Source organism: Shewanella sp. MBTL60-007, assembly GCF_019654915.1.
Classification (GTDB): domain Bacteria; phylum Pseudomonadota; class Gammaproteobacteria; order Enterobacterales; family Shewanellaceae; genus Shewanella.
The window spans coordinates 68,893-89,436 of sequence record NZ_BPET01000019.1 but is presented as its reverse complement, the minus strand read 5'-3'; the positions used below and the strand labels follow the sequence as shown (position 1 = coordinate 89,436).

Genomic DNA, 20,544 nt, shown 5'->3' with positions numbered 1-20,544 from the left:
TTATATACAATGAGCTGAGGCCGCACTTAAGCTTGGGTATGAAAACACCTAATCAAGTGCATAAAAAAGACCAGCAGCAGAAGCTACTGGTCTAGTAAAAACCGTCAACCTATTTCAGGACGGGACATAGCCCAATTGCTGTACAAGCTGCAGTGGTTATCAATCGTTAATTATGAGTTTAGAATCACAACGCAAGACATGTGGTTAGCCTCCTTTCTCAATATTCTAGCCCCCCTGTAAAACGACTTGGTTAAAAAGCAAGTTCTGCCTTCGCTACATTAGCTAATTAAAACAGCTTGTTGCTGATTCATTTTTTTCTGAGTAGACATAATATCTTGTCAACTTGTCTCGTTGAGACTATTTGTCCCTTGTTGGCTGTAATTATATGGTGTTGTGTTGTTATTGGTTTTTTATTGGGTGATGAGTGTCTAGAGTTAGGTTTTGTTAATGGTTGCACTTGAAGATTAAGAATAAGATACGCGCGAATTTTCGGTGAAGCAGGTTCTTTAATGGTTTAAAGGCCGCAATCCCCTACAACGAGCAGTTCGGAGTCTTCGGTGATCAAAACAAGAAATACTAAAATCGCAGTTATCATCAGTAGTTTGTTGGCATGCCAGCATGCGGTAGCCAGTGATAAAAATGATGTGTTCTCTCTCGGTGAGATTGTTGTTTCAGAGCAAACAGGGGTTAGAGATATCGCAATCAATAACACCATGACTGCAGAGCAGATTGAACTTATTGGAGCTAAAACGGTTGCCGATGCACTGGATTATGTACCTGGCGTACATGTTGCTCAGTCAAGTAAGGGTGAGAAGTTCCTAACTATTCAGGGTTTTGAGCAAGATAAGGTGCTTATTTTGCTTGATGGCGTGCCTTATTATGAAACCAATTATGGCCAGTTAGATCTTAATCAAATTCCCGCCAACATTATTGCCAAAATCGATGTAGTTAAAGGTGCTTCTTCGGTCCTTTATGGTCCTAATGGTATGGGTGGTGTCGTCAACATTATTACCAAGAAAGGCCAAGAGGGGGTGAGCGGTGATCTACAAGCATCTTTTGGTCAGATGGGGCAGAACTACCAATCTGGTTCACTTAGCTTAGGTAAAGATGGCTTTAGTCTGTTTGCATCTGTCGATCACCGTGGTCGTGATGCGATGCGTATGTCTAATGACTTCGAACCTGTATTGTCTGATGTGAGAGACAGATATGGCGACTTACCAAAGCAGATGATCGTTGAAGATGGCGGCAAGCGTGAAAACTCAGCTTATGAGTCAACAAACATCTGGGTTCGTGGTGGTTACGCTAACGAAAGCACTGAACTATTTGCTAGTGTATTTAGTTTAGATTCAGACCGTGAGCTGCCCTATAACACCCGTAATAATAAGGTATTTAGTGACTTTAGTAGCTTTGCTGATATCTCTGAATATAAAGATACGGGGATGGATTTAAGCGGTTTACACCGAGTGAATGATTGGCTCACCGTTCGTGCATTAGGTTACTACCATATGCATAACGATAGCTATGACTCCTATAGCAATCCAGAAAAAGAGGTAAAATTAGCGACTAGTAGCTTCAGCGACTATACCGCTGGTGGTGCGCTATTTACCGATATGGCATTAGCTGATTGGAACAGTTTAAGCCTGTCTGTCAACTTTAAGAATGATGTTCATAAGAAGAAGAACGTTGCCTATGTAGATCCTGACCGCTCCCATGGTTATGAGCGCTCTCAACTGGATACCATTAGCCTCGCAGCCGAAGACACCATGACATTTGGTGCACTAAATGTAGTTGCAGGTATTGCATGGCATAAACAAACAGTTGTTGAAGATCGTGGCAATGATGCGGCATCGGGGGAAGATGGTTCGGATACCCTAGATCCTATGTTAGGTATGAGCTATACCTTCGATAATGCTGGTTTAGTCTATGGCTCTATTGCGCAAAAGACTCGTTTCGCAACCTTTACTGAGATGTATGACGATACTGGCGCGCGTCATGATATTAAACCAGAGCGCAATACCAGCTATACCTTAGGTTGGAAGAATGATTTTAGCCACCAATTGTTAAACAGTATCGATATTGGTCTGTTCTACCACGATGTGAGCGATAAGATTGTCTCTACTTATGTGCCAGACCCAACGGATCCAGGTTGGGACCTTGAAGTCTATCAAAACGTAGGTAGCTCAGAGTTTTATGGTATCGAGATCACTACTCTAAGCCAGTTGACAGAGAATATAAGTTTATCTCTAGATTACACTTACACCCATGCGCGTAATACCACAGATGGTCGCGACTCTGATTACTTCCGTGATATTCCGAAGGATTCGGTGACTGCGGTTGTTAACTGGTATCAACCTTGGTTAGACATCGACAGCAATCTGCGTGTTCGTTACCGCACCGATATTCTGATTGATGAGCGTTCTGACGAGTGGGAGTCAGATACCTTAACAATCGATATGGGTATTAAGAAGTCGATTACACCGCAGCTTTCTGCTTACGTTAATCTTAATAACTTACTTGATGAATCACACTACGAAGGATATGGCCAGCCAAACGAAGGTCGCTCCTATGAAGTGGGCGTAAAGTACCGCTTCTAAGGAATGGGAATGTTAAGCAGACTATTTAGTGCTGTTGTCATTCTCCTTTGTAGTCTTTCAAGTGTATCGGCATCGCCGATACACTTGGTCGATCAACAAGGCCGCGAGGTGGTGCTGCAACAGCCTGCCAAGCGGATCGTGACAACCTTCACTCCGGCAAACCTATTCTCCTTAAGTCTAGGGCTTGCCGACAAACTCGTTGGCATCGGCGGTAGCACCAAGCACTCCCCCTTTATCAACAAACTTCTCGCGCATCGCGATCCCTTAGTGATAGGTAGTCGTTCGGCTGGTACAAGTTTAGAGACCATTGTCGCACTTAAGCCTGATTTAGTCTTAGTGTTTGGTAAGAAAGACGGGTATCGACTTGCAGACCGATTAACCTCGTTAGGTATTGCTAGCTTAGTGATCCAACCGGAGAGCATAGAAGATGCTAAAGCGGTACTCGAGTTGCTGGCTAAGGCGACAGGCACCCAAGATAAAGCCGATAAGATAGCGGCTGAAAACCAGCGTTTAGCTAAAATCATTCAAACGGGACTTTCCGGTTTGAATGATGAGCAGCGTCTGCGCGGCTATTATGCTAATAGCTCAGATCTATACCGCACCGCCAGTGAGCAGATGTTTCAGCATCAATTAATGGCCGTGGCAGGCGTTAATAATGTCGCTACGGGAGTACCGGGTTTTTACCCTAAGGTGAATGCTGAACAACTATTGTTGTGGCAGCCACAGTTGCTAGTGCGTGAATCTAATGACTCGACAAAAGTCGATGAGCAACTCGAAAAGTCACTTATGACTCAAATCGCTAAATTACCCCAAATTCACCTTCCCAAGGGCAGCTTCTGGGATATGCCATCACCGATGGCGATGGCTGGTGCGCTTTATATTGCGGCGAATGCCTACCCTGAGCGATTTAACAATATCGATCTCGATGCTGAAATTGCTCACTACTATCAAGTTGCCTTTGGAGATGCTTGCCTGTCGCCACTGCATGAGATAAGCCGATGTCAGTAGTGAAAGGCTATTCGTTACAGCCGATACAATGGATTGGAATCGCCATCATCATCGCTTTTGTCGGTCTTTGTGCCGGTCGCTTCTCTGTCAATCCAGCGGATCTGTTCAGTGCAATTCAAAAGCTACCGTCAGTGCTGAGTAGCTTGATAATGACAGGTCAGGTTCCCGATGATCTGACTCAAGAAGAGCGCGTTATTTTACTTATTCGTTTTCCTCGTTTACTTACCGCCTTGATCGTCGGCGCAGGCCTAGCTGTTTCTGGCGCCGTTTACCAAGGGGTATTTCGTAATCCACTCGTGTCTCCAGATATTTTAGGGGTGGCATCAGGCTGTATGTTTGGCGCGGCGATGGGACTCATTATGCCGGGGAGTAGCTGGCTTATGGTTCAGTTGCTGGCATTTGTCTGTGGCTTATCAGCCGCTTGCGCCGCCATGTTTATGGCCAGACGTTTTGGCAGTAACAGCCTACTGTTGATGATTATGACAGGCATTATCGTCGGTTCGATATTTGGTGCAGCCCTGACCATGCTAAAAGCCTTAGCCGATCCCTATGGAGAGTTACCCGCTATCGTATTTTGGCTGATGGGGTCGCTCTCTGTGAGCAGTTGGAGCACGGTGGCGCAGCTTATTATTCCTGTTTCCCTTGGTTATGGGCTCATTCACACATTACGTTACCGCCTTAATGTGTTGTGTTTAGGCGACCATCAGAGCCGTAGCTTAGGGGTTGAGCCTGCAAGGCTGCGCATCGTGTTGATTGTGATTAGCTCCTTTATTGTGGCTTCCTGCGTGGCAACTGTTGGCTCTGTCGCCTGGATTGGCCTTGTTGTACCGCATATGGTTCGTACTTTCACTGGAGCCAATAATATGCGCCTAATTCCTATCTCCACAGCCGTGGGCGCCATGTTTTTACTGTTAGCCGATAGTGTGGCTCGCGCGAGCTTTAGCATGGAAATCCCTATTGGCATAGTTACCTCTTTAGTGGGCGCACCACTGTTTGCCTTCCTACTGTTTCGCTTTCGTCAAGGAGGGGCTTACTGATGCTATCGGTTACGGATATTAGTTATTACGTTGGCGATAAGTGCTTATTAGAAGGGGTTAGCTTCGAGCTAAAAGCGGGAGAGTTTCTAGCGATTTTAGGAGCCAATGGTGCGGGTAAAACCACCTTGATGAACTGCTTATGTGGACTAAACCAGCCTAGTCAGGGGGCTGTGTATCTTAATTCCTCAGCGCTAGACAAGATGAGCCGAGCCGAAATTGCGCAGCAGATGGCACTGGTGCCACAGCAGCAAGAAACAGCCTTTGCTTTTACTGCATTAGAGATGGTGGTGATGGGGCGTACGCCTTTTCTATCGACCTTTGAGTCCCCCTCAGAACAAGACATTCATGATGCTAAAAGAGTGATGCAGTTGCTTGATGTCGGGGGCTTGGCCAAGGCGGATTACAACCGCCTCTCTGGTGGTGAGCGTCAACTGGTGTTATTGGCTAGAGCGCTGTTTCAGAGTGAGCAGTTACTGCTGCTTGATGAGCCAACTAATCATCTCGATTATCGTAATAAGTTCCAAATTTTATCTCAGGTTAAGCGTAGCTGCATCGATTCCAATACCGCGGTCATTGCCATCTTACACGATCCCAACCTAGCTCAGTTGTATGCCGACAAGGTACTGCTATTGGAGCATGGCAAGGTGTTGGATTATGGCGAGCGTGCAGCGGTTATGACCAGCAAGAACATTAGTCGCCTTTATGGCTTGGCCACAGCGAGCTACCAAGTCGCCTCGCAGGAGTTTTTTATGCCACAAAATGTATTGGGATTAAGTCAAAGTCGTGTACTCATCATTACCGGCGAAAGCGGCAGTGGCAAAACTACGCTTTTGGCTCAGTTTATCAAGCAGTGTCAGCAAAAGCAGATCCCGCTCAAGGGAATGCTCTGTCCTGGGGTGATGAAGGAGGGGCGGCGTTTTAGCAGTGATATCGTTGATATTGCTACGGATGAGCGCTGTCTATTCGGTCATCGTACCGGTGTATTAGATAAGAAGACAGGCACCCGCTTCACCTTTACTCAAGAGGGAATAGCGCTGGGTAAACAAGCGCTCGACCACAATAATTTCCAGCAAGGCGATATTTGTATTGTGGATGAGATTGGACCGATGGAACTAGGGGGACAAGGATTTGGCATGCAGATAGCTCCGCTGCTTGCAGTGGCTAATAGCCGTCATATCTGGGTGGTTCGGCCAAGTTTAATTGATCAGGTATGTCGTCATTGGTCGTTAAATAAGCCTGAAATCATCGATGTTGAAGATCTTAGTTTGCCACAAAAACTGATGCAGTTTATCAGCGCCGAAAGAATAGGTATGAGAGTAGGTGAATCGATTAAATGAGTGACTTAAGTTTGAAGCAATCTAAAGAGCTTGAGCAAAGCTCGCTCGCTGCCCGTTTGGCAAATATTGTGCTATTAGCTCTCGCTGTCATGACATTGAGTTTAATCAACGCCGATAGCCTATTGTTTCCCTCAAGCAGTGTGATGACCTACCTAGTGGTTACCGCCATCGTCAGTTTAGTTTGCTTGTGTGGTTTCTCGATAAAAACGCGTTTGCAAGCCAATTATGTATGGGCAATCACTTTTGTTGCGCTGTTGCTGCTTGGATATAGTCAAACACTGGAGCTACCTACGGGTGATAGCGCAATGCTTACATCCTTATGGGCGCAGCTATTTTTTATATCTCGGCCTATCGCGCTCGGTTTGGCGATTGCAGCCAGCCTTGGTTATCTATTTCATGGGGTTTGGCGTGACACGCGTTTAGAGAGCCATAGTCACCTGCTCAGTTTGCTGGCGGGTACTGCATTTCTTGGTGGTGAGATCGCAGGCAGCTACTGGGCATTTATTGGCTGGGGTCGCAGCTGGAGTTGGAGCGGCCACTTCTTCTTTTCGGCATTAACATACCTATTATTCATTCTGGTATTTCATTTACCTAAGGCTTGGTTTGCTAATGCCAGAGCACTGGCCATGGGTAAAGCGGCGGTATTGGGCTTTATCTGCGTATTGATGTTGGGGTATCGCTTGTCATGAGAATGAACTGGTTATTTTCGATGCGCCTCGCCTTCGTATTGCTAATGCTCCTGTCGCTATGGTTCGCCATAGGCGTAGGTCTGAGTGAGTATGAGCTCTATCGTCAAGTGTTAAGGGCATTAAACGATTTACCTATGTCCCAGTGGCTACAAAGGTTAACAGCTGCGCCCATGGTTGGGTTCTGGTTAGCAGGCTTATTTGGCTTGATGTTCCTGCTAGGATTAAACACCGCCTTATGTTCTTGGCGCGATCTTTTGCCTATATGGCGTCACAAGCGTTGGCGCAGCCCGCGGATAATGATGTTGCCAATACATATCCTCACTTTGCTGGTTTTCATCTTTCACGGTGTCGATCTGGTATTTATCCACGGTCACGATAGCGCGGTGCTACATCAGGGCGAGCGTTTCAACAGTGGTCGTTACCAGATTAAGTTAGTTAGCGTCGACTATCACGATGATGTAAGCCTTATCACCGAAGATGAAACAGGGTTTAGTCCGGCAGGACGGATCACTCGCCGCAGTGTGGAGCAGTTCGATCCTCGTATAAATTCCGCCTATTTTATTGTTCAAGATGGTGAGCAAAAAATCAGTGGTGATGCGAGGTTTATGCGGCCCTTTAGATGGAAGGATCTGTATATCACAGTGACAGACTTTAGAGTGCCACATCAAGAAGAGGCGCTTGGGGTGCAGGTTAAGGTGCTCGCGGTACATAACCCGCTAGTGAATTATTTTTTTGTCTGTTATGGCCTGCTATTAGTGAGTTTATTGCTGCAAGGACTGGTGTTTTGGCGCCGCTCAATTAACAAAGGGGGTCGTCGATGATAGGTCGTATTTATTACAGTTTGTTGGCTATTTGTTGTGCGCTGCCTTTGGGCGTTAATGCATCAGAGGCCAGAGGCGACAAGGCGCTGGACCATTTAGCAGAGCAATGGCTGGAGCAGATCAAACAGCCTGTTGAGCAGTCGGTGCAGCTAGGTGAAGAGGCTGCTGCATGGCAACAGCAAAAAGCGCAATCCCTGTCACAGCAGCAACAAGATCTCGGTGAGTTGTATTGGACCGAATACCAATTGCAAAAACAGCAAAGGTATCTAGCCTCACTACAGGCGGAGGTCAAACTTCTGCAGCAAGATATCGCGACTATTACCGCACTTAAGCAGGAGCTAGAGCCGCAGTTGGAGATCTGGTATGCCATGCTAGAGCGTCAGATCAGCGCTGACTTGCCTTTCGATTATGAGGAGCGTAAGCGACGTCTAGCGTTTCTACGTAGTGCGATGGATAGTAGTGAGTTGCCATTGGCCGAACGTTTTCGACGATTGCTCGACGTTATTAGTATCGAGGTCGCTTACGGTTATGGTCAGCAGATAACTCAGGAGATCATCGTGATCGATGAGCAGCCTGTACAAGTGAACCTGCTGCGTTTAGGTCGCCTATCTTGGTTCTATATGACGCCCGATGAGCAAAAGGTTGGTTGGTTTGATAGCCAGTCTCGAAAATGGCAGCCTTTAGCGGCTAACGAGCAGGGCGATATTCGATTAGCCATGGCAATCACATCGAATAAGCAGGTTGCTCAGATTGTTAACCTGCCATTGGGAGCGCAAAAATAATGAGATCAGCAATCTTAGTCTTATTGTTAAGTGTATCGCCATTGGCTTTTACACAAGAGCCGACTGTAAAAGAGGCTGCTGAGTATCAAGCGCTTGAGCAACAAATTGAGCTGCGAGCATCTGAGATAGCGCAACAGAACTTGCGTTGGAGCAGTGACTTAAAGCAAGAGATTGATGAGGTTAAAACTAATCAACAACAGCTGGCTAAGCGCTTAAATGACAAACGTACCCAGCTTGAGCTGTTAAATCAGCAGCTGATAGAGTTAGCTCAGCAAAAGCAAAGTCTCAGCCAAGACTATCAGCTTGCGGTTGATGATATGAAGCTAGTGCAGGGGGCCTATCAAAAGGCGTTGAGTAGTCTATCGCAGCAGTGGCAGCAGAGTCCTACGCAGTTTGCTGCGCCTCAACGGCAGGGTAGCTTAACGCTTGCCAAGGCGAGTACTGGCTTTCCAAGCTTGTGCCAGCTTAATGAGCTTGTCGGCTACGCTGTCGATGATATGCAGATGACGGCTAAAGTACTCAGTGCCAAGGCGCCCGTTAGCTCTGGCAATGGCAGCGTGAGCGAGCAAGCGTTAAAGGTATTTGGCGGCTTAATGGCAGTGACTCATATCGAAAAGTCAGCGACTGAAATGCCGAGCTTTATTGCCTTAACAGATGAGCTTCCCGTTGCAATCTCGCCAGTTGATTCAACAATCAGCGAGCAGTTAACCGCATGGTTGGAAGGTCAAACTCAACTTCTGCCATTGGATTTAAGTCAAGGGCGAATGCTGCCAAGTCTTGCTGATAAGCAGAGCCTATCTGAGTGGATAAAAGATGGCGGTGAAGTGTTATGGCCAATCCTTATCTTAGCGGTGCTGGGCCTAGCGATAGCGCTATGGCGCGCGGTGATGCTGCTTTATTGGCGGCCGTTGGCACAGCTTAGTGAGCGAGATGAGACTAAAGCGGATCTACAAGCGATCAAGCAGCATCTCTTAAAAATGCCAAGGGTACCTGCCGCTAGCGTGTTGGCTAACGCAATCGTTGCGGGAAGTGGCGTTGAGGCGATGGATCAGCGACTGAAGCAATTAATGTTAAAGCAGATGGCTCAGTTTGAACGCGGGCTCGGCTTTATCGCGTTGTTGGCAGCAATGGCACCAATGCTGGGGTTACTCGGCACAGTGTCGGGCATGATTGAGACTTTTCAGTCGTTGACCGAGTTCGGTAATAGCGATCCCAAATTGCTCTCTCAAGGGATCAGTAAGGCGCTAATCACCACTCAGGCGGGATTGCTGGTGGCATTACCTCTGCTATTACTGCATTACCCACTTAAGCGTCGCGCACAAGCATTGAGTTTGAATATGGAGCAGCAGTCGGCGCTGTTACTGGCTCTGAATCTTGAGCGGGGAGACGAGCATGTCACTCGATAACATGCTGTTTTCGGTGCGCCAGTTTGCTCATACCATTCTAGGCTTCATTGAGCTTGGTGGCATTGTCATGTGGCCGTTATTCATCTGCTGTTTATGGATGCTATGGTTAGTGAGCCGGGCATTATTCAAAGAGGCTGGCTTAAGCCAGCAGCTAATGATAGTGACAACTCAACATGACTGGCTTAATCAGCGCTTGAGCTTGTTAGCACTAAGGCAGGTACAAGCACAGCAATATGCGGATCTTCAAGGAGTGAAGTTACTCGCCATGATTGCGCCGCTTTTAGGTTTACTCGGGACGGTCAGCGGCATGATTGCAATGTTTGACGCCGGAGCCAACTATGGTTTTCATGATCCAGCGGTAATTTCAGCAGGGATCTCCATGGCGATGGTCACCACCCAAACCGGTTTGTTTGTGGGGTTAACTGGGGCGGTATTGGCGTTCTTCTGGCAACGAAAGTTAAACCGTGTCGACACGGATCTGTTAGTGGGAGACAAGCATGCTTAGCGATCGCTTTAGGCAGGATAAAGATCCTGAGATCAACATGACACCGATGCTCGATGTGGTTTTCATCTTGCTGATTTTCTTTATTGTGTCGACTAATTTTGTCCAGCAATCCTCGGTGGAGATCAAGCGGCCTCAAGCAAGTACAGCCACCAGTGTCGACGGTAGCCCAATTGTGGTCACACTCGATACCACAGGGCGGGTGTACTTTGAGTCAAAAGAGATCGATATCTATTACCTTCCCGGCAAGCTGCAGCAGATCGCCAGTCAAACCCCTAAGGCAAAGTTGCTGGTGGTTGCCGATACCCACTGCCCAACAGGTGTGACAATTAAGGTGCTGGATATTGCCAAGCAGGCCGGCATAAGCTTTAGTTCTGTGGCGTCAGAGATCCGCTAATGGATAGGAGGCGCGCTCAACAAGTGCTGGTAATCTCTGTGCGGTTAATGCTGTCAATTGCCGCGACAATATTACTCTGTTATTACCTGCCTAACAGCCTTAATGCTAATCAACCAAGGCCGTTTTTAAGTCAGCAAGCAAAAGAGCTAGCGCTGCCTTTGCTTCCTGCTGAAAAGCCGAAATTGCCGACACCTAAAGAGGTGCTGAGTAAGCCTGTGGCCGCAAGCATAGCAACGCCAGTATCGCCTAGCATACCGCTCATGCCTACGGTTGCCGATCTGCCCCTGCAAGTGCCTGAGCTGGCCATTCCAACACTTAGTGGTTTGAGTCTACCTAGCGTTGCACCTGTGATAGCTGGTATTAGAGATGTTGATAAAGCGCCGGAGTTACTGCGCTTTATTCAGCCGAAGATCCCGGTGGCTGGTCGTAAGTTCAAGAGCGGCGGCCGAGTGCTTTTACGACTCATCGTTGAGGCCGATGGCGTGGTGAGTCAGGCACAGGTGTTAGAAGCAGAACCTAAGCAAGTGTTTGACCAATCGGCGATAGAGGCGGCGCGAAAATGGCGTTTTAAGCCTGCCGTATTATCGGGTGAAGCGGTGAAGGTGTTTGTTGATGTACCGATTAACTTTAAGGTGAGTTAACGATGAATTTTCTCAGAATATCGACAGTGCTGCTTTTGCTAATCTCACCTCTTATCTCAGCTTTGAGCCATGGGCGAGATTTAAATGATAGCCATGGGCGAGCTTTAAATCGATACGAGTCAAACCTGCTCAATAAAGCGAGTCCACTACTAGAAAAGAGTGATTTTGGTGCGGCGCTAAAGCTGATGTTGCCACTGCTTGAGCAGGCTGCGCCACACCAAGTCGTATTTCAGTATGTGTGTAAAACCCTTAGCGATACAGGTGCCGAAGCTAAGGCGTTAAGTTGCTGGGAACGAGGCTATCAGCTTTATCCAAATCAGGGTCAAATAGCCATTAACTTGGCTCAAGCACAGCTACAAGTTGAGCGATATGATGCAGCTATTGCGACATTATCGAGGCTGGAACTGTCGACGCTAGATAAGTCCATCGAGGCGCAGGTGCGCTATATGCAAGGCTACGCCTATTACCAGTTGGCCCAATATCAAGCGGCGCTCGATCTCTTGTTATCCTCAGATGTGAAGCTCCATTGGTGGCCGCTTATTAGTTACAGCCAATTGGCGTTGGAACAGTGGCAAGAGGCTAAAAGTAGTTCATTGCAGTGGCTTGCTTTCGACCCAGATAACCGCACTGCTTGGCAGGTATTAACTCGCAGTGAACTCGGACTCGGTCATAAGTTTGAGGCGGCGGTGGCAAGTGATATTGCGGCGCAGTTGATAGGGGCAACAGAAAGCAAGGGCAGACCGCTAGATAGCATAGCTCTATTTGGCCAGATTAAAGCCTATAATCTCGCGGCGAGCTGTACCTTACTAAGCGATAATGATGCAGCTCACCAAGGCGTAGATAAAAAAGTCTTTGATTCACAAGCTTTAGCCTGCGCTCAATATGTCTGGCTGTCGGGACGATATGATAAGGCGTTAGCTTTTTTGGAAGGATTTAATATCGATAGCTTTAAAGGTAATGGCTTGATTGATGACTTCTATCTGCTACAAGGCCAGCTGTTTGCGGCACTAAATCAAGGCGACAATGCCCGTAAAGCTTGGAGCAATGTTGGTCAGCAAGTCTTGCCTGTGGGCACTGCGGCGGAGATTAAGTATGCTCGTCAGCGACGCAACCAATTGCAGGGACAGGCGCTGATGTTAATTGGCCAAAGCTACTGGTTAGAGCTGCAGTGGCCAGAAGCGCAGGCCAGTTATCGAAAACTGGCACAGACGCCAGGATTTGAAACCCTCGCTGCAGCTTTTGGGCAACGTTTAACGTCAATCGTGCCACTAGAAGAGAAACTCAGGTGATCCAAGGTGATGGCTGTGGTAGCATCAGCGCCCAAATCAACTCACATTTGGTTTTAGTGAGCTCTCTTCATAATCCGAATATAGCTAGGCCTGACATAGCTAAGCTTTCGAAATGAGCACAATAAAACACAGCGATATAGGTTCTTGGATCTTTTATGATCTTAATGATCGACAATTACGACTCGTTTACTTTTAATCTTGTGCAGTATTTTCAGCAGCTTGGGCAAGAGATTGTGGTTAAGCGTAATGATGAAATCACTTTAGAGGAGATCGAGGCCTTAGCCCCTAGTCACCTCGTGATCTCCCCAGGCCCCTGCACGCCAAATGAGGCCGGGCTGTCGCTGTCGATCATTGAGCACTTCGCTGGCAAGCTGCCGATCCTTGGGGTTTGCCTTGGGCATCAGGCGATAGCGCAGGTATTTGGTGCCAATGTGGTGAGAGCCAAGCGAGTTATGCACGGTAAAACCAGTGCTATCAGCCATGCAGATAGGGGGGTATTTCGTGGCTTAAATAATCCGCTGACCGTTACTCGTTATCACTCTTTGCTGGTGGATGCTATTCCTACAGGTTTTGTTATGGATGCTTGGTTTGACGATCCCGTTCATGGCCAAGAGATCATGGCGATGAGTATGCCTGCCAAGAAAATTTATGGCGTGCAGTTTCACCCTGAATCAATATTGACGGAACAAGGCCACGAGCTGTTGGAAAACTTCATTAAAATCAGCTAAATAATAGCTAACTGTTGCATGCTGAAAAAGAAGGGCCGACTATGTCAGTTAACAGCATTTATGGCGTGCAGTTTCATACTCAACCCGAATATCAATATTGACGGAACAAGGCCACGAGCTGTTGGAAAACTTCATTAAAATCAGCTAAATAATAGCTAACTGTTGCATGCTGAAAAAGAAGGGCCGACTATGTCAGTTAACAACATTTATGGCGTGCAGTTTCATACTCAACCCGAATATCAATATTGACGGAACAGGGTCACGAGCTGTTGGAAAACTTCATTAAAATCAGATGAATAATAGCTAACTGTTGCATGCTGAAAAAGAAGGGCCGACTATGTCAGTTAACAGCATTTATGGCGTGCAGTTTCATACTCAACCCGAGTATCAATATTGACGGAATAAGGCCACGAGCTGTTGGAAAACTTCATTAAAATCAGCTGAATAATAGCTAACTGTTGCATGCTGAAAAAGAAGGGCCGACTATGTCAGTTAACAACATTTATGGCGTGCAGTTTCATACTCAACCCGAGTATCAATATTGACGGAACAAGGCCACGAGCTGTTAGAAAACTTTATCAAAATTAGCTAAATCGCCACCATCTGTTACAAATTTTACCGCTTTTTCAGATAAGTCCGTTGCCAAAGTGTGGTATAAAAGTCCGCAAAAATACCAATAATAATAGGGATGGATATGAAAAGCGTCATTCGTCATGTCGGCTTTAGTGCACTTTCACTGGCTGTGTTAGCGGGTTGCGGTGTAACCACAGTTTCTCCAGAGCAAACTCAAACAACGAACCAAACAATCTCTCAAGTAGACTTATCGGCTCCCCCTCAAGTCGATCAAGCCTTAACCCTAAAGCAAATTATGGCTAATCCTGATTGGATGGGGTTATTTGCTAAAGGAGCCTATTGGAGTGATGACGGTCAGTCTGTTTACTTTGCTAGACAAGCCCACGGCGCACCGACTAAAACCTATTACCAACAAGATATTAGTGGTACAGCCGCAAGTGAGTTAGCGTTAAATCAGCTACATACAGCGGATCAGCGCCGTGGTGTATTGAACAATGACAAGACGCGCAAGGCTTATATCTACCAAGGTAACCTGTTCGTTAAAGACCTTGCTACAGCTAAAGTGCAGCAGTTAACGCGCCAAAACACAGCAGTCGATGGTGTGCGCTTTCTAAATAATGGTGATATCGCCTACTGGCAAGGCGATAACATTTTTAAAATTCACCAAGGCTCAGGTTTAGTCGAAGAGATCGCCAATATCAAGATGGCGGCAGAACCTAAAGGGGTTCAAGAGCCATCGAGTTATATCGCCAAGCAGCAACACCGACTTATCCAATATGTGGCTATGCAGCAAGAGAATGCTAAGTCTAAACAAGACTATAAGGCTGAGCTTGCCAAGGCCGATCCGACTATGTCCGCTAAGACATGGTATCTAGGCGATAAAGAGGTCGTTACAGATTTAAGCCTTTCTCCCGATGGCCGCTACGTGATCGTTGCGCTTAAGGATAAAGAATATAGCTGGCGCAGCGATCACGACATCATGCCTAATTACCTTGGTAAAGACGGTTATGTCGATGCGGTGCCAGCCCGCGCTCGCGTTGCAGAAGATAAAAATCCGGGTGAGCGTTTAGTGCTGCTGGATCTCGACACTCATAATAAGAAAGATATCACCATCGAGGGCCTAACAGGTTTTGATGAGGATGTACTCGCTGCAGTTAAGAGTGAGAACGCTAAAGCTAAAGGCGAGACCTACAAGAGTGAAAAGGCTCCGCGTAACTTGCAATTAATGCAAGACTGGGGTTGGTCACAGAGTGCGATTCAGTGGACAGACTCAGGCGATAAGGTCGCTGTTATGCTAGAGGCCGTGGATAACAAAGATCGTTGGATAGCGACAGTTAACTTAGATAAAGGCAGTTTGACCACTCAGCACCGCCTACATGATGATGCTTGGGTGAACTATAACTTTAACCAGTATGGTTGGTTGCCAAATAGCGACAGCCTATATTACCTATCGGAAGAGACTGGTTTTTCACATATTTACCTGAAACAGCAAGGTGAGAAAGCTAAGGCGCTAACTCAGGGGAATTACGTGGTTAGCGATATTACCTTAGGTCCTAAAGCACAGTTTATTTACTACAAGGCCAACAAGACGCACCCAGGTATCGATAACGTCTACCGCGTTGAGATAGCAACCGGTAAAGATGAGCAGCTCACTCAGTGGCAAGGCCAGCTCGATTATACCTTAAGTCCTGATGGCACTGCGCTGCTGCTAGATGCATCGACGCGTATTCAGCCCGCAGAGCTGTTTGTACAGCCAATTGGCGGCGAGCTTAAGCAGCTGACTAATTACACCAGCGATGCCTTTAAGAACTACCCATGGCAGGCCCCTGAGGTTGTGGCTGTGCCATCGACCCATGGAGCCGGTGAGGTTTACGCCCGAGTTTATCTGCCTCAGGGTTACAGTAAAGAGAGCGCTGACAAGTATCCTGCAGTGATCTTTAACCATGGTGCGGGCTACCTGCAGAATGCCCATTACGGATTCTCGGGTTACTTCAGAGAATTTATGTTCCATAACTTACTGGCGCAGCAAGGCTATGTGGTGATGGATATGGATTACCGTGGATCTAAAGGCTACGGCCGTGACTGGCGTACCGCAGTATACCGTCAAATGGGCACACCTGAAGTTGAAGATCTCAAAGATGGCGTAAACTGGATGGCAGCCAACGTCAATGTCGATGCCAGCAAAGTGGGAACCTACGGTGGCTCTTACGGTGGTTTCCTTACCTTTATGGCATTGTTTAACGAACCAGAGCTGTTCCAAGCAGGCGCGGCATTGCGCCCAGTAACGGATTGGGCTCACTATAATGCGCCATACACCTCTAATATCTTAAATACGCCAGATGTCGACCCAATTGCTTATGAGCGTAGCTCGCCAATTGAGCATGCTCAAGGCCTGCAAAAGCCGCTGCTTATCATGAGTGGTGTGCTTGACGATAACGTGTTCTTCCAAGATAGCGTGCGCTTAGTACAACGCTTGATAGAACTTGAAAAGCCTATGTTTGAAACGGCTATTTATCCGGTAGAGCCCCATGGCTTCCGTCAGCCATCGAGCTGGTTAGATGAATACCGCCGCATTCATAAGCTATTTGAGCAAGAGCTTAAATAGTTAGTCTCTTACCGATTATGGCATTTGAAAAGGACTCCTCTGTGGAGTCCTTTTTGTTAGTTTTAAGATCAGTTTTAGCATAATTATAGATAAGTGGTTAAACTGATTGCGTATTAATAGAAGGAGATAGTGGCTAAGTGGCAATTTCGGTCGCAGGAGGCGTTAAGCCTGCACAAGTAACAGAGATAGAGCATCGACTGCAAAAACAGCTGATCGTTGGTAAGGGTAAGTCAATTGCCATGGCCGATGAGTTTGATGCTGAAATGGAAGATGATGCCAATAAGCTCGAAATTGAACGTGAGGCGATTCGTGCTCGTTTAGCGAAGCAAAATCAAGCCAAATTAGTATTTGATGCCGTGTCTAAACAACTGCTCACCAGTGTTAACTCCAGTATTGAACAGCAACTCTCATCGCCGGAGCAGGTGTTGGCTAAGTCTAGACTCGATGAGAAGCAGATTCTGCTGCTGGAGCTACTCTATTCTAAACATGTCGACTTAGCGCGAGTCAGACCCTTGGTCGCAGCCTTACCTTGGCTTGAGCGCGACCTTGCCAATATCGTCAATGGCTCGAGTTTTAGGCATCGTAGGCCAAAATCTTCTGATGTTCAGGTTACCGATATTAAGCTGGTGCTCAACTATATTGGCATCGAAAACTTACAGATGTTAATCCCCTATTTTTGTCTTCGCCGTATGATGCCAAGTGGCCAGCCACAAATGTTGTGGCTAACCAGAAAGCTGTGGCGTTACAGTGTCGTCTCTTCGATTGCAGCCCTAGCCTTAGCCGAGCTTCACGAAAAAGATAAAGCCTTTATTTATAGCTGTAGTTTGATGAGTCAATTAGGCGCGACCTGTGTCATCAATCAGTGTGCGAACACCTTCGATGATATGTGGGGAGAATGGCTCAGAGAGGCGAGTGCGAGTCGCGATAAAGAGCTATATGACGCAGTGATGGCAACGGAGTTTCCTGCAAATGATGTCTATCAGCAAGTGTTGAGCCATAGTCGCTCGCTCAACTGGCAGCTTCTTAGGTTACTTAATTTCGACAACAGTCGTTTGACACAAACCTATAAGGCTATCGATACAAGCATGAAGTATGCGGAGTTGGATCAAGACTCAGCCTTAATCGAGCGAGCCAGTTGTTTCGCTAAAGTTTACCTTCTGCACGAGGCTGGCAATATCTCGGCTGCTGAACGCAGACTAATGTTCGACTATTATCGAGTTACCGAGCAAGAGCAGGTGAGGCTAAGTGCACAAAACTTTCGCAAATTGGTGTTGTTCTAACCTGTAAAGTATTGCTGCCTGATATTTTTATGTTAATAACCAACCATTAAGCTTGGTTATTTTTATAAGCTTTTAAGCCGACTTATGCAGTAATTATGCTCAGCTTTTGCTTCATTTAGCGCTTTAATCTAGCTATGATAATTCGCAGGAAAGGTCACCAAATTGGCAGTAAAATACATATTAGTTATTCACTATCTATGAATAACTAGCGTTATTGCAGCCTAGGTAACTTTTTTATGACTATTTATGCTTAAAGCCCCGCTATATCTGCTTTGTTAATTCTAAAACTCAAATCTTTATGCAGTGTTTACCCATGTTGCTCACATGAACCTTGTTAAAAACTGGTATTTTGATCACATTTTAGCTAATAATGTCCTCCTAGTTATACAAACAATCGCCGTGTCACCTACAGCAAGATAAAGACACAGGGCGGAATACGGCCAGTTAAAAGGTCGATAATTATGAAGGATGAGAAGGAATGAGCTCAAATATGAATCTTACACGTGCCCAATTTGACGAAGTTATGGTGCCTAACTATGCGCCTTCTGCAGTGATTCCTGTTCGTGGCGAAGGTAGCCGAGTTTGGGATCAGGAAGGTAAAGAGTATATCGACTTTGCTGGTGGTATTGCGGTTAACTGTTTAGGTCATTGTCATCCCGCTTTAGTTAGCGCGTTAAAGACCCAAGGCGAGAAGCTTTGGCATCTGTCGAATGTTATGACGAACGAGCCGGCGCTAGAGCTGGCGACTAAGCTTGTTGAAGCCACATTTGCCGATCGTGTTTACTTCGCAAACTCGGGCGCAGAAGCGAATGAGGCTGCGCTTAAGTTGGTTCGTCGCTATGCAATGGACAAGTTTGGCGCTGAAAAAGATCAAATTATCGCATTCGATAAGGCCTTCCATGGCCGTACTTTCTTTACCGTGAGCGTCGGTGGTCAAGCGGCATACTCTGATGGATTCGGCCCAAAACCTCAGAGCATCACTCACGTACCATTTAATGATATTGCTGCATTAGAAGCAGTTATATCTGATAAGACATGCGCCATCATGATGGAGCCTCTTCAAGGGGAAGGTGGCATTATCGATGCCGATCCTGAGTTTCTAAAAGCGGTTCGTGCCCTGTGTGATAAGCACAATGCCCTATTGGTATTCGATGAAGTGCAAACTGGTGTAGGTCGTCTGGGTGAACTGTATGCATACATGCGTGGTGATGTAGTACCAGATGTACTGACAACGGCAAAAGCGTTAGGTGGCGGCTTCCCGATTGCAGCTATGCTAACGACAAAAGAGATTGCCGATCATCTAAAGATTGGTACTCATGGCTCAACTTACGGTGGTAACCCGCTGGCATGTGCAGTCGGTAATGCTGTGTTAGATGTTGTGAATACACCTGAAGTGTTGAATGGCGTTAAGCAACGTGAGCAGTTGCTGCGTGATGGGCTAACTAAGATCAACAACAAGTACGATGTATTTACTGAGATCCGTGGTCAGGGCTTATTGATTGGCGCCGTGATGAATGAGAAATATCAGGGTCGTGCAAAAGAGTTCTTGGTTGCCGGGATCAGCGAAGGCGTAATGAGCCTAGTGGCTGGTGCCAACGTTGTACGCTTTACACCTTCATTGGTGATCCCTGAAGCTGACATCGCCGAAGGTCTAGCGCGTTTCGAACGTGCAGTCGCTAAAGTTGTCGAAGCCTAAAGGGCAAACGGGGCGCTATTGCTAATAGCGCTCCTTTTTTTGTCTTTAGGATAGCTTGAACGTTTATTGAGCAGGGCTTGTCATATAGTGATAAGACTGGCAATTAACGGCGAGCGACAGCGAGGAGACTCCTAGATGTTAGTTATACGTCCAATTCGATCGACTGACTTCGATGCTCTGTATCAAATTGCAGAGGAGTCGGGACACGGATTCACATCTCTACCCGTGAATGCCGATCTGCTAAGGAGCAAGATTGCTCGAGTAGAAGCGTCATTTATTAAGCAGATCGATAAGCCTTTCGATGAAGGTTATCTGATGGTGCTTGAAGACACCGAGACTGGCGAAGTTGTTGGCACTTGTGGACTCGAAGCCGCAGTGGGAATGGAAGATGCTTTTTACCACTATCGATTGGGTACAGAGGTATATTACTCTGAGCAGATCGGTGTGCGTAATGAGGTCGAAACCTTAACCCTTTGCCACGATTACACTGGGGCAGCAGAGCTTTGTACCCTGTTTTTACGTAGTAGTTATCGTAAAAACAATAACGGCCGCATGCTTTCAAGAAGCCGATTCCTATTTCTAGCGCAACACCCAGAACGCTTCGGTGAGACCGTGATTGCAGAGATGCGAGGTGAAAGCGATGCCGAGGGTAACTCTCCCTTCTATGGCTGGTTACAAGAGCATTTCATCGGTATCGATTTTGTACAGGCCGATTACCTCTCAGGCTTGAGCCAAAAAGCATTTATGGCAGAAATGATGCCAAAAAATGCCGTCTATGTTTGCCTTCTGCCTAAAGAGGCACAAAAAGTGATTGGAGAGGTTCACACCAATACCCGTCCAGCACTAAATCTCTTACAAGCGGAGGGCTTTAGATGTCGTGGTTATGTCGATATTTTCGATGCTGGCCCTACGGTTGAGTGTCAGTTGCATGATATTCGCTCCGTAAGAGAGAGTCGCTTGCTGACCGTCAGCATAGGTGAGACTCCCAGCGATGCTACAAGCTATATAGCGTCAAATACTCAATTAGCCAATTACCGCGCTGCAGCAGCTAATCTCGCCGTGGCCGAAGACAGTGATAACGTGATCTTAGATGCCGAAACGGCTGCAGGCCTACTGGTCTCAGAGGGTGATCAGATCCGCGTATTGCCAATGTAGGAGC

17 protein-coding genes are annotated in these 20,544 nt (G+C 46.8%); all 17 read left to right on the top strand.

The annotated features are described in order from the left end of the window. The first annotated feature begins 557 nt into the window (after window positions 1-557). The 17 genes from K5Q92_RS09050 (at window position 558) to astA (ending at window position 20,540) form a co-directional block, all read left to right on the top strand. Complete coding sequence (locus tag K5Q92_RS09050) at window positions 558-2,594, top strand: TonB-dependent siderophore receptor (RefSeq protein WP_220768675.1); 2,037 nt, start codon at window positions 558-560, stop codon at window positions 2,592-2,594. A gap of 9 nt (window positions 2,595-2,603) precedes the next feature. Further along, a complete protein-coding gene (locus K5Q92_RS09045; protein ID WP_220768674.1) occupies window positions 2,604-3,602 on the top strand; it encodes an ABC transporter substrate-binding protein in 999 nt (332 codons plus the stop codon). Next, window positions 3,593-4,639, top strand: coding sequence for an iron ABC transporter permease (locus K5Q92_RS09040; RefSeq protein ID WP_220768673.1), 1,047 nt, complete (start codon window positions 3,593-3,595; stop codon window positions 4,637-4,639). The genes K5Q92_RS09045 and K5Q92_RS09040 overlap by 10 nt, the downstream gene beginning before the upstream one ends. After that, window positions 4,639-5,976: an ATP-binding cassette domain-containing protein gene (locus K5Q92_RS09035; RefSeq protein ID WP_220768672.1), complete on the top strand. Its 1,338-nt coding sequence runs from the start codon at window positions 4,639-4,641 to the stop codon at window positions 5,974-5,976. Before K5Q92_RS09040 ends, K5Q92_RS09035 begins: the two co-directional genes overlap by 1 nt. Beyond that, complete coding sequence (locus tag K5Q92_RS09030; RefSeq protein ID WP_220768671.1) at window positions 5,973-6,665, top strand: hypothetical protein; 693 nt, start codon at window positions 5,973-5,975, stop codon at window positions 6,663-6,665. Before K5Q92_RS09035 ends, K5Q92_RS09030 begins: the two co-directional genes overlap by 4 nt. Next, the gene (locus K5Q92_RS09025) at window positions 6,662-7,486 is read left to right on the top strand and encodes a hypothetical protein (protein ID WP_220768670.1); all 825 of its coding nucleotides are present in this window, start codon (window positions 6,662-6,664) and stop codon (window positions 7,484-7,486) included. Before K5Q92_RS09030 ends, K5Q92_RS09025 begins: the two co-directional genes overlap by 4 nt. Next, entirely contained in the window at window positions 7,483-8,268 is a 786-nt protein-coding gene (locus K5Q92_RS09020; protein WP_220768669.1) for a DUF3450 domain-containing protein, read from the top strand. Before K5Q92_RS09025 ends, K5Q92_RS09020 begins: the two co-directional genes overlap by 4 nt. Continuing rightward, window positions 8,268-9,674, top strand: coding sequence for a MotA/TolQ/ExbB proton channel family protein (locus tag K5Q92_RS09015; protein WP_220768668.1), 1,407 nt, complete (start codon window positions 8,268-8,270; stop codon window positions 9,672-9,674). Before K5Q92_RS09020 ends, K5Q92_RS09015 begins: the two co-directional genes overlap by 1 nt. Continuing rightward, window positions 9,661-10,179, top strand: a complete 519-nt coding sequence (locus tag K5Q92_RS09010; RefSeq protein WP_220755721.1) for a MotA/TolQ/ExbB proton channel family protein — start codon at window positions 9,661-9,663, stop codon at window positions 10,177-10,179. The genes K5Q92_RS09015 and K5Q92_RS09010 overlap by 14 nt, the downstream gene beginning before the upstream one ends. Further along, on the top strand, window positions 10,172-10,573 hold the full coding sequence (locus tag K5Q92_RS09005) for a biopolymer transporter ExbD (protein WP_220768667.1): 402 nt from the start codon (window positions 10,172-10,174) through the stop codon (window positions 10,571-10,573). The genes K5Q92_RS09010 and K5Q92_RS09005 overlap by 8 nt, the downstream gene beginning before the upstream one ends. Further along, window positions 10,573-11,214, top strand: a complete 642-nt coding sequence (locus K5Q92_RS09000; RefSeq protein WP_220768666.1) for an energy transducer TonB — start codon at window positions 10,573-10,575, stop codon at window positions 11,212-11,214. The genes K5Q92_RS09005 and K5Q92_RS09000 overlap by 1 nt, the downstream gene beginning before the upstream one ends. Window positions 11,215-11,216: 2 nt before the next feature. Further along, window positions 11,217-12,503: a tetratricopeptide repeat protein gene (locus tag K5Q92_RS08995; RefSeq protein ID WP_220768665.1), complete on the top strand. Its 1,287-nt coding sequence runs from the start codon at window positions 11,217-11,219 to the stop codon at window positions 12,501-12,503. A 155-nt stretch (window positions 12,504-12,658) separates the two neighbouring features. Further along, entirely contained in the window at window positions 12,659-13,231 is a 573-nt protein-coding gene (locus K5Q92_RS08990; RefSeq protein WP_220768664.1) for an aminodeoxychorismate/anthranilate synthase component II, read from the top strand. A gap of 694 nt (window positions 13,232-13,925) precedes the next feature. Beyond that, on the top strand, window positions 13,926-16,409 hold the full coding sequence (locus K5Q92_RS08985) for a prolyl oligopeptidase family serine peptidase (protein WP_220768663.1): 2,484 nt from the start codon (window positions 13,926-13,928) through the stop codon (window positions 16,407-16,409). A gap of 137 nt (window positions 16,410-16,546) precedes the next feature. Next, window positions 16,547-17,689: an HDOD domain-containing protein gene (locus K5Q92_RS08980; protein WP_220768662.1), complete on the top strand. Its 1,143-nt coding sequence runs from the start codon at window positions 16,547-16,549 to the stop codon at window positions 17,687-17,689. A gap of 478 nt (window positions 17,690-18,167) precedes the next feature. Then, a complete protein-coding gene (locus K5Q92_RS08975; RefSeq protein ID WP_220768661.1) occupies window positions 18,168-19,385 on the top strand; it encodes an aspartate aminotransferase family protein in 1,218 nt (405 codons plus the stop codon). Between the two features lie 135 nt (window positions 19,386-19,520). Then, on the top strand, window positions 19,521-20,540 hold the full coding sequence (gene astA / locus K5Q92_RS08970) for an arginine N-succinyltransferase (protein ID WP_220768660.1): 1,020 nt from the start codon (window positions 19,521-19,523) through the stop codon (window positions 20,538-20,540). Window positions 20,541-20,544: the final 4 nt, after the last annotated feature.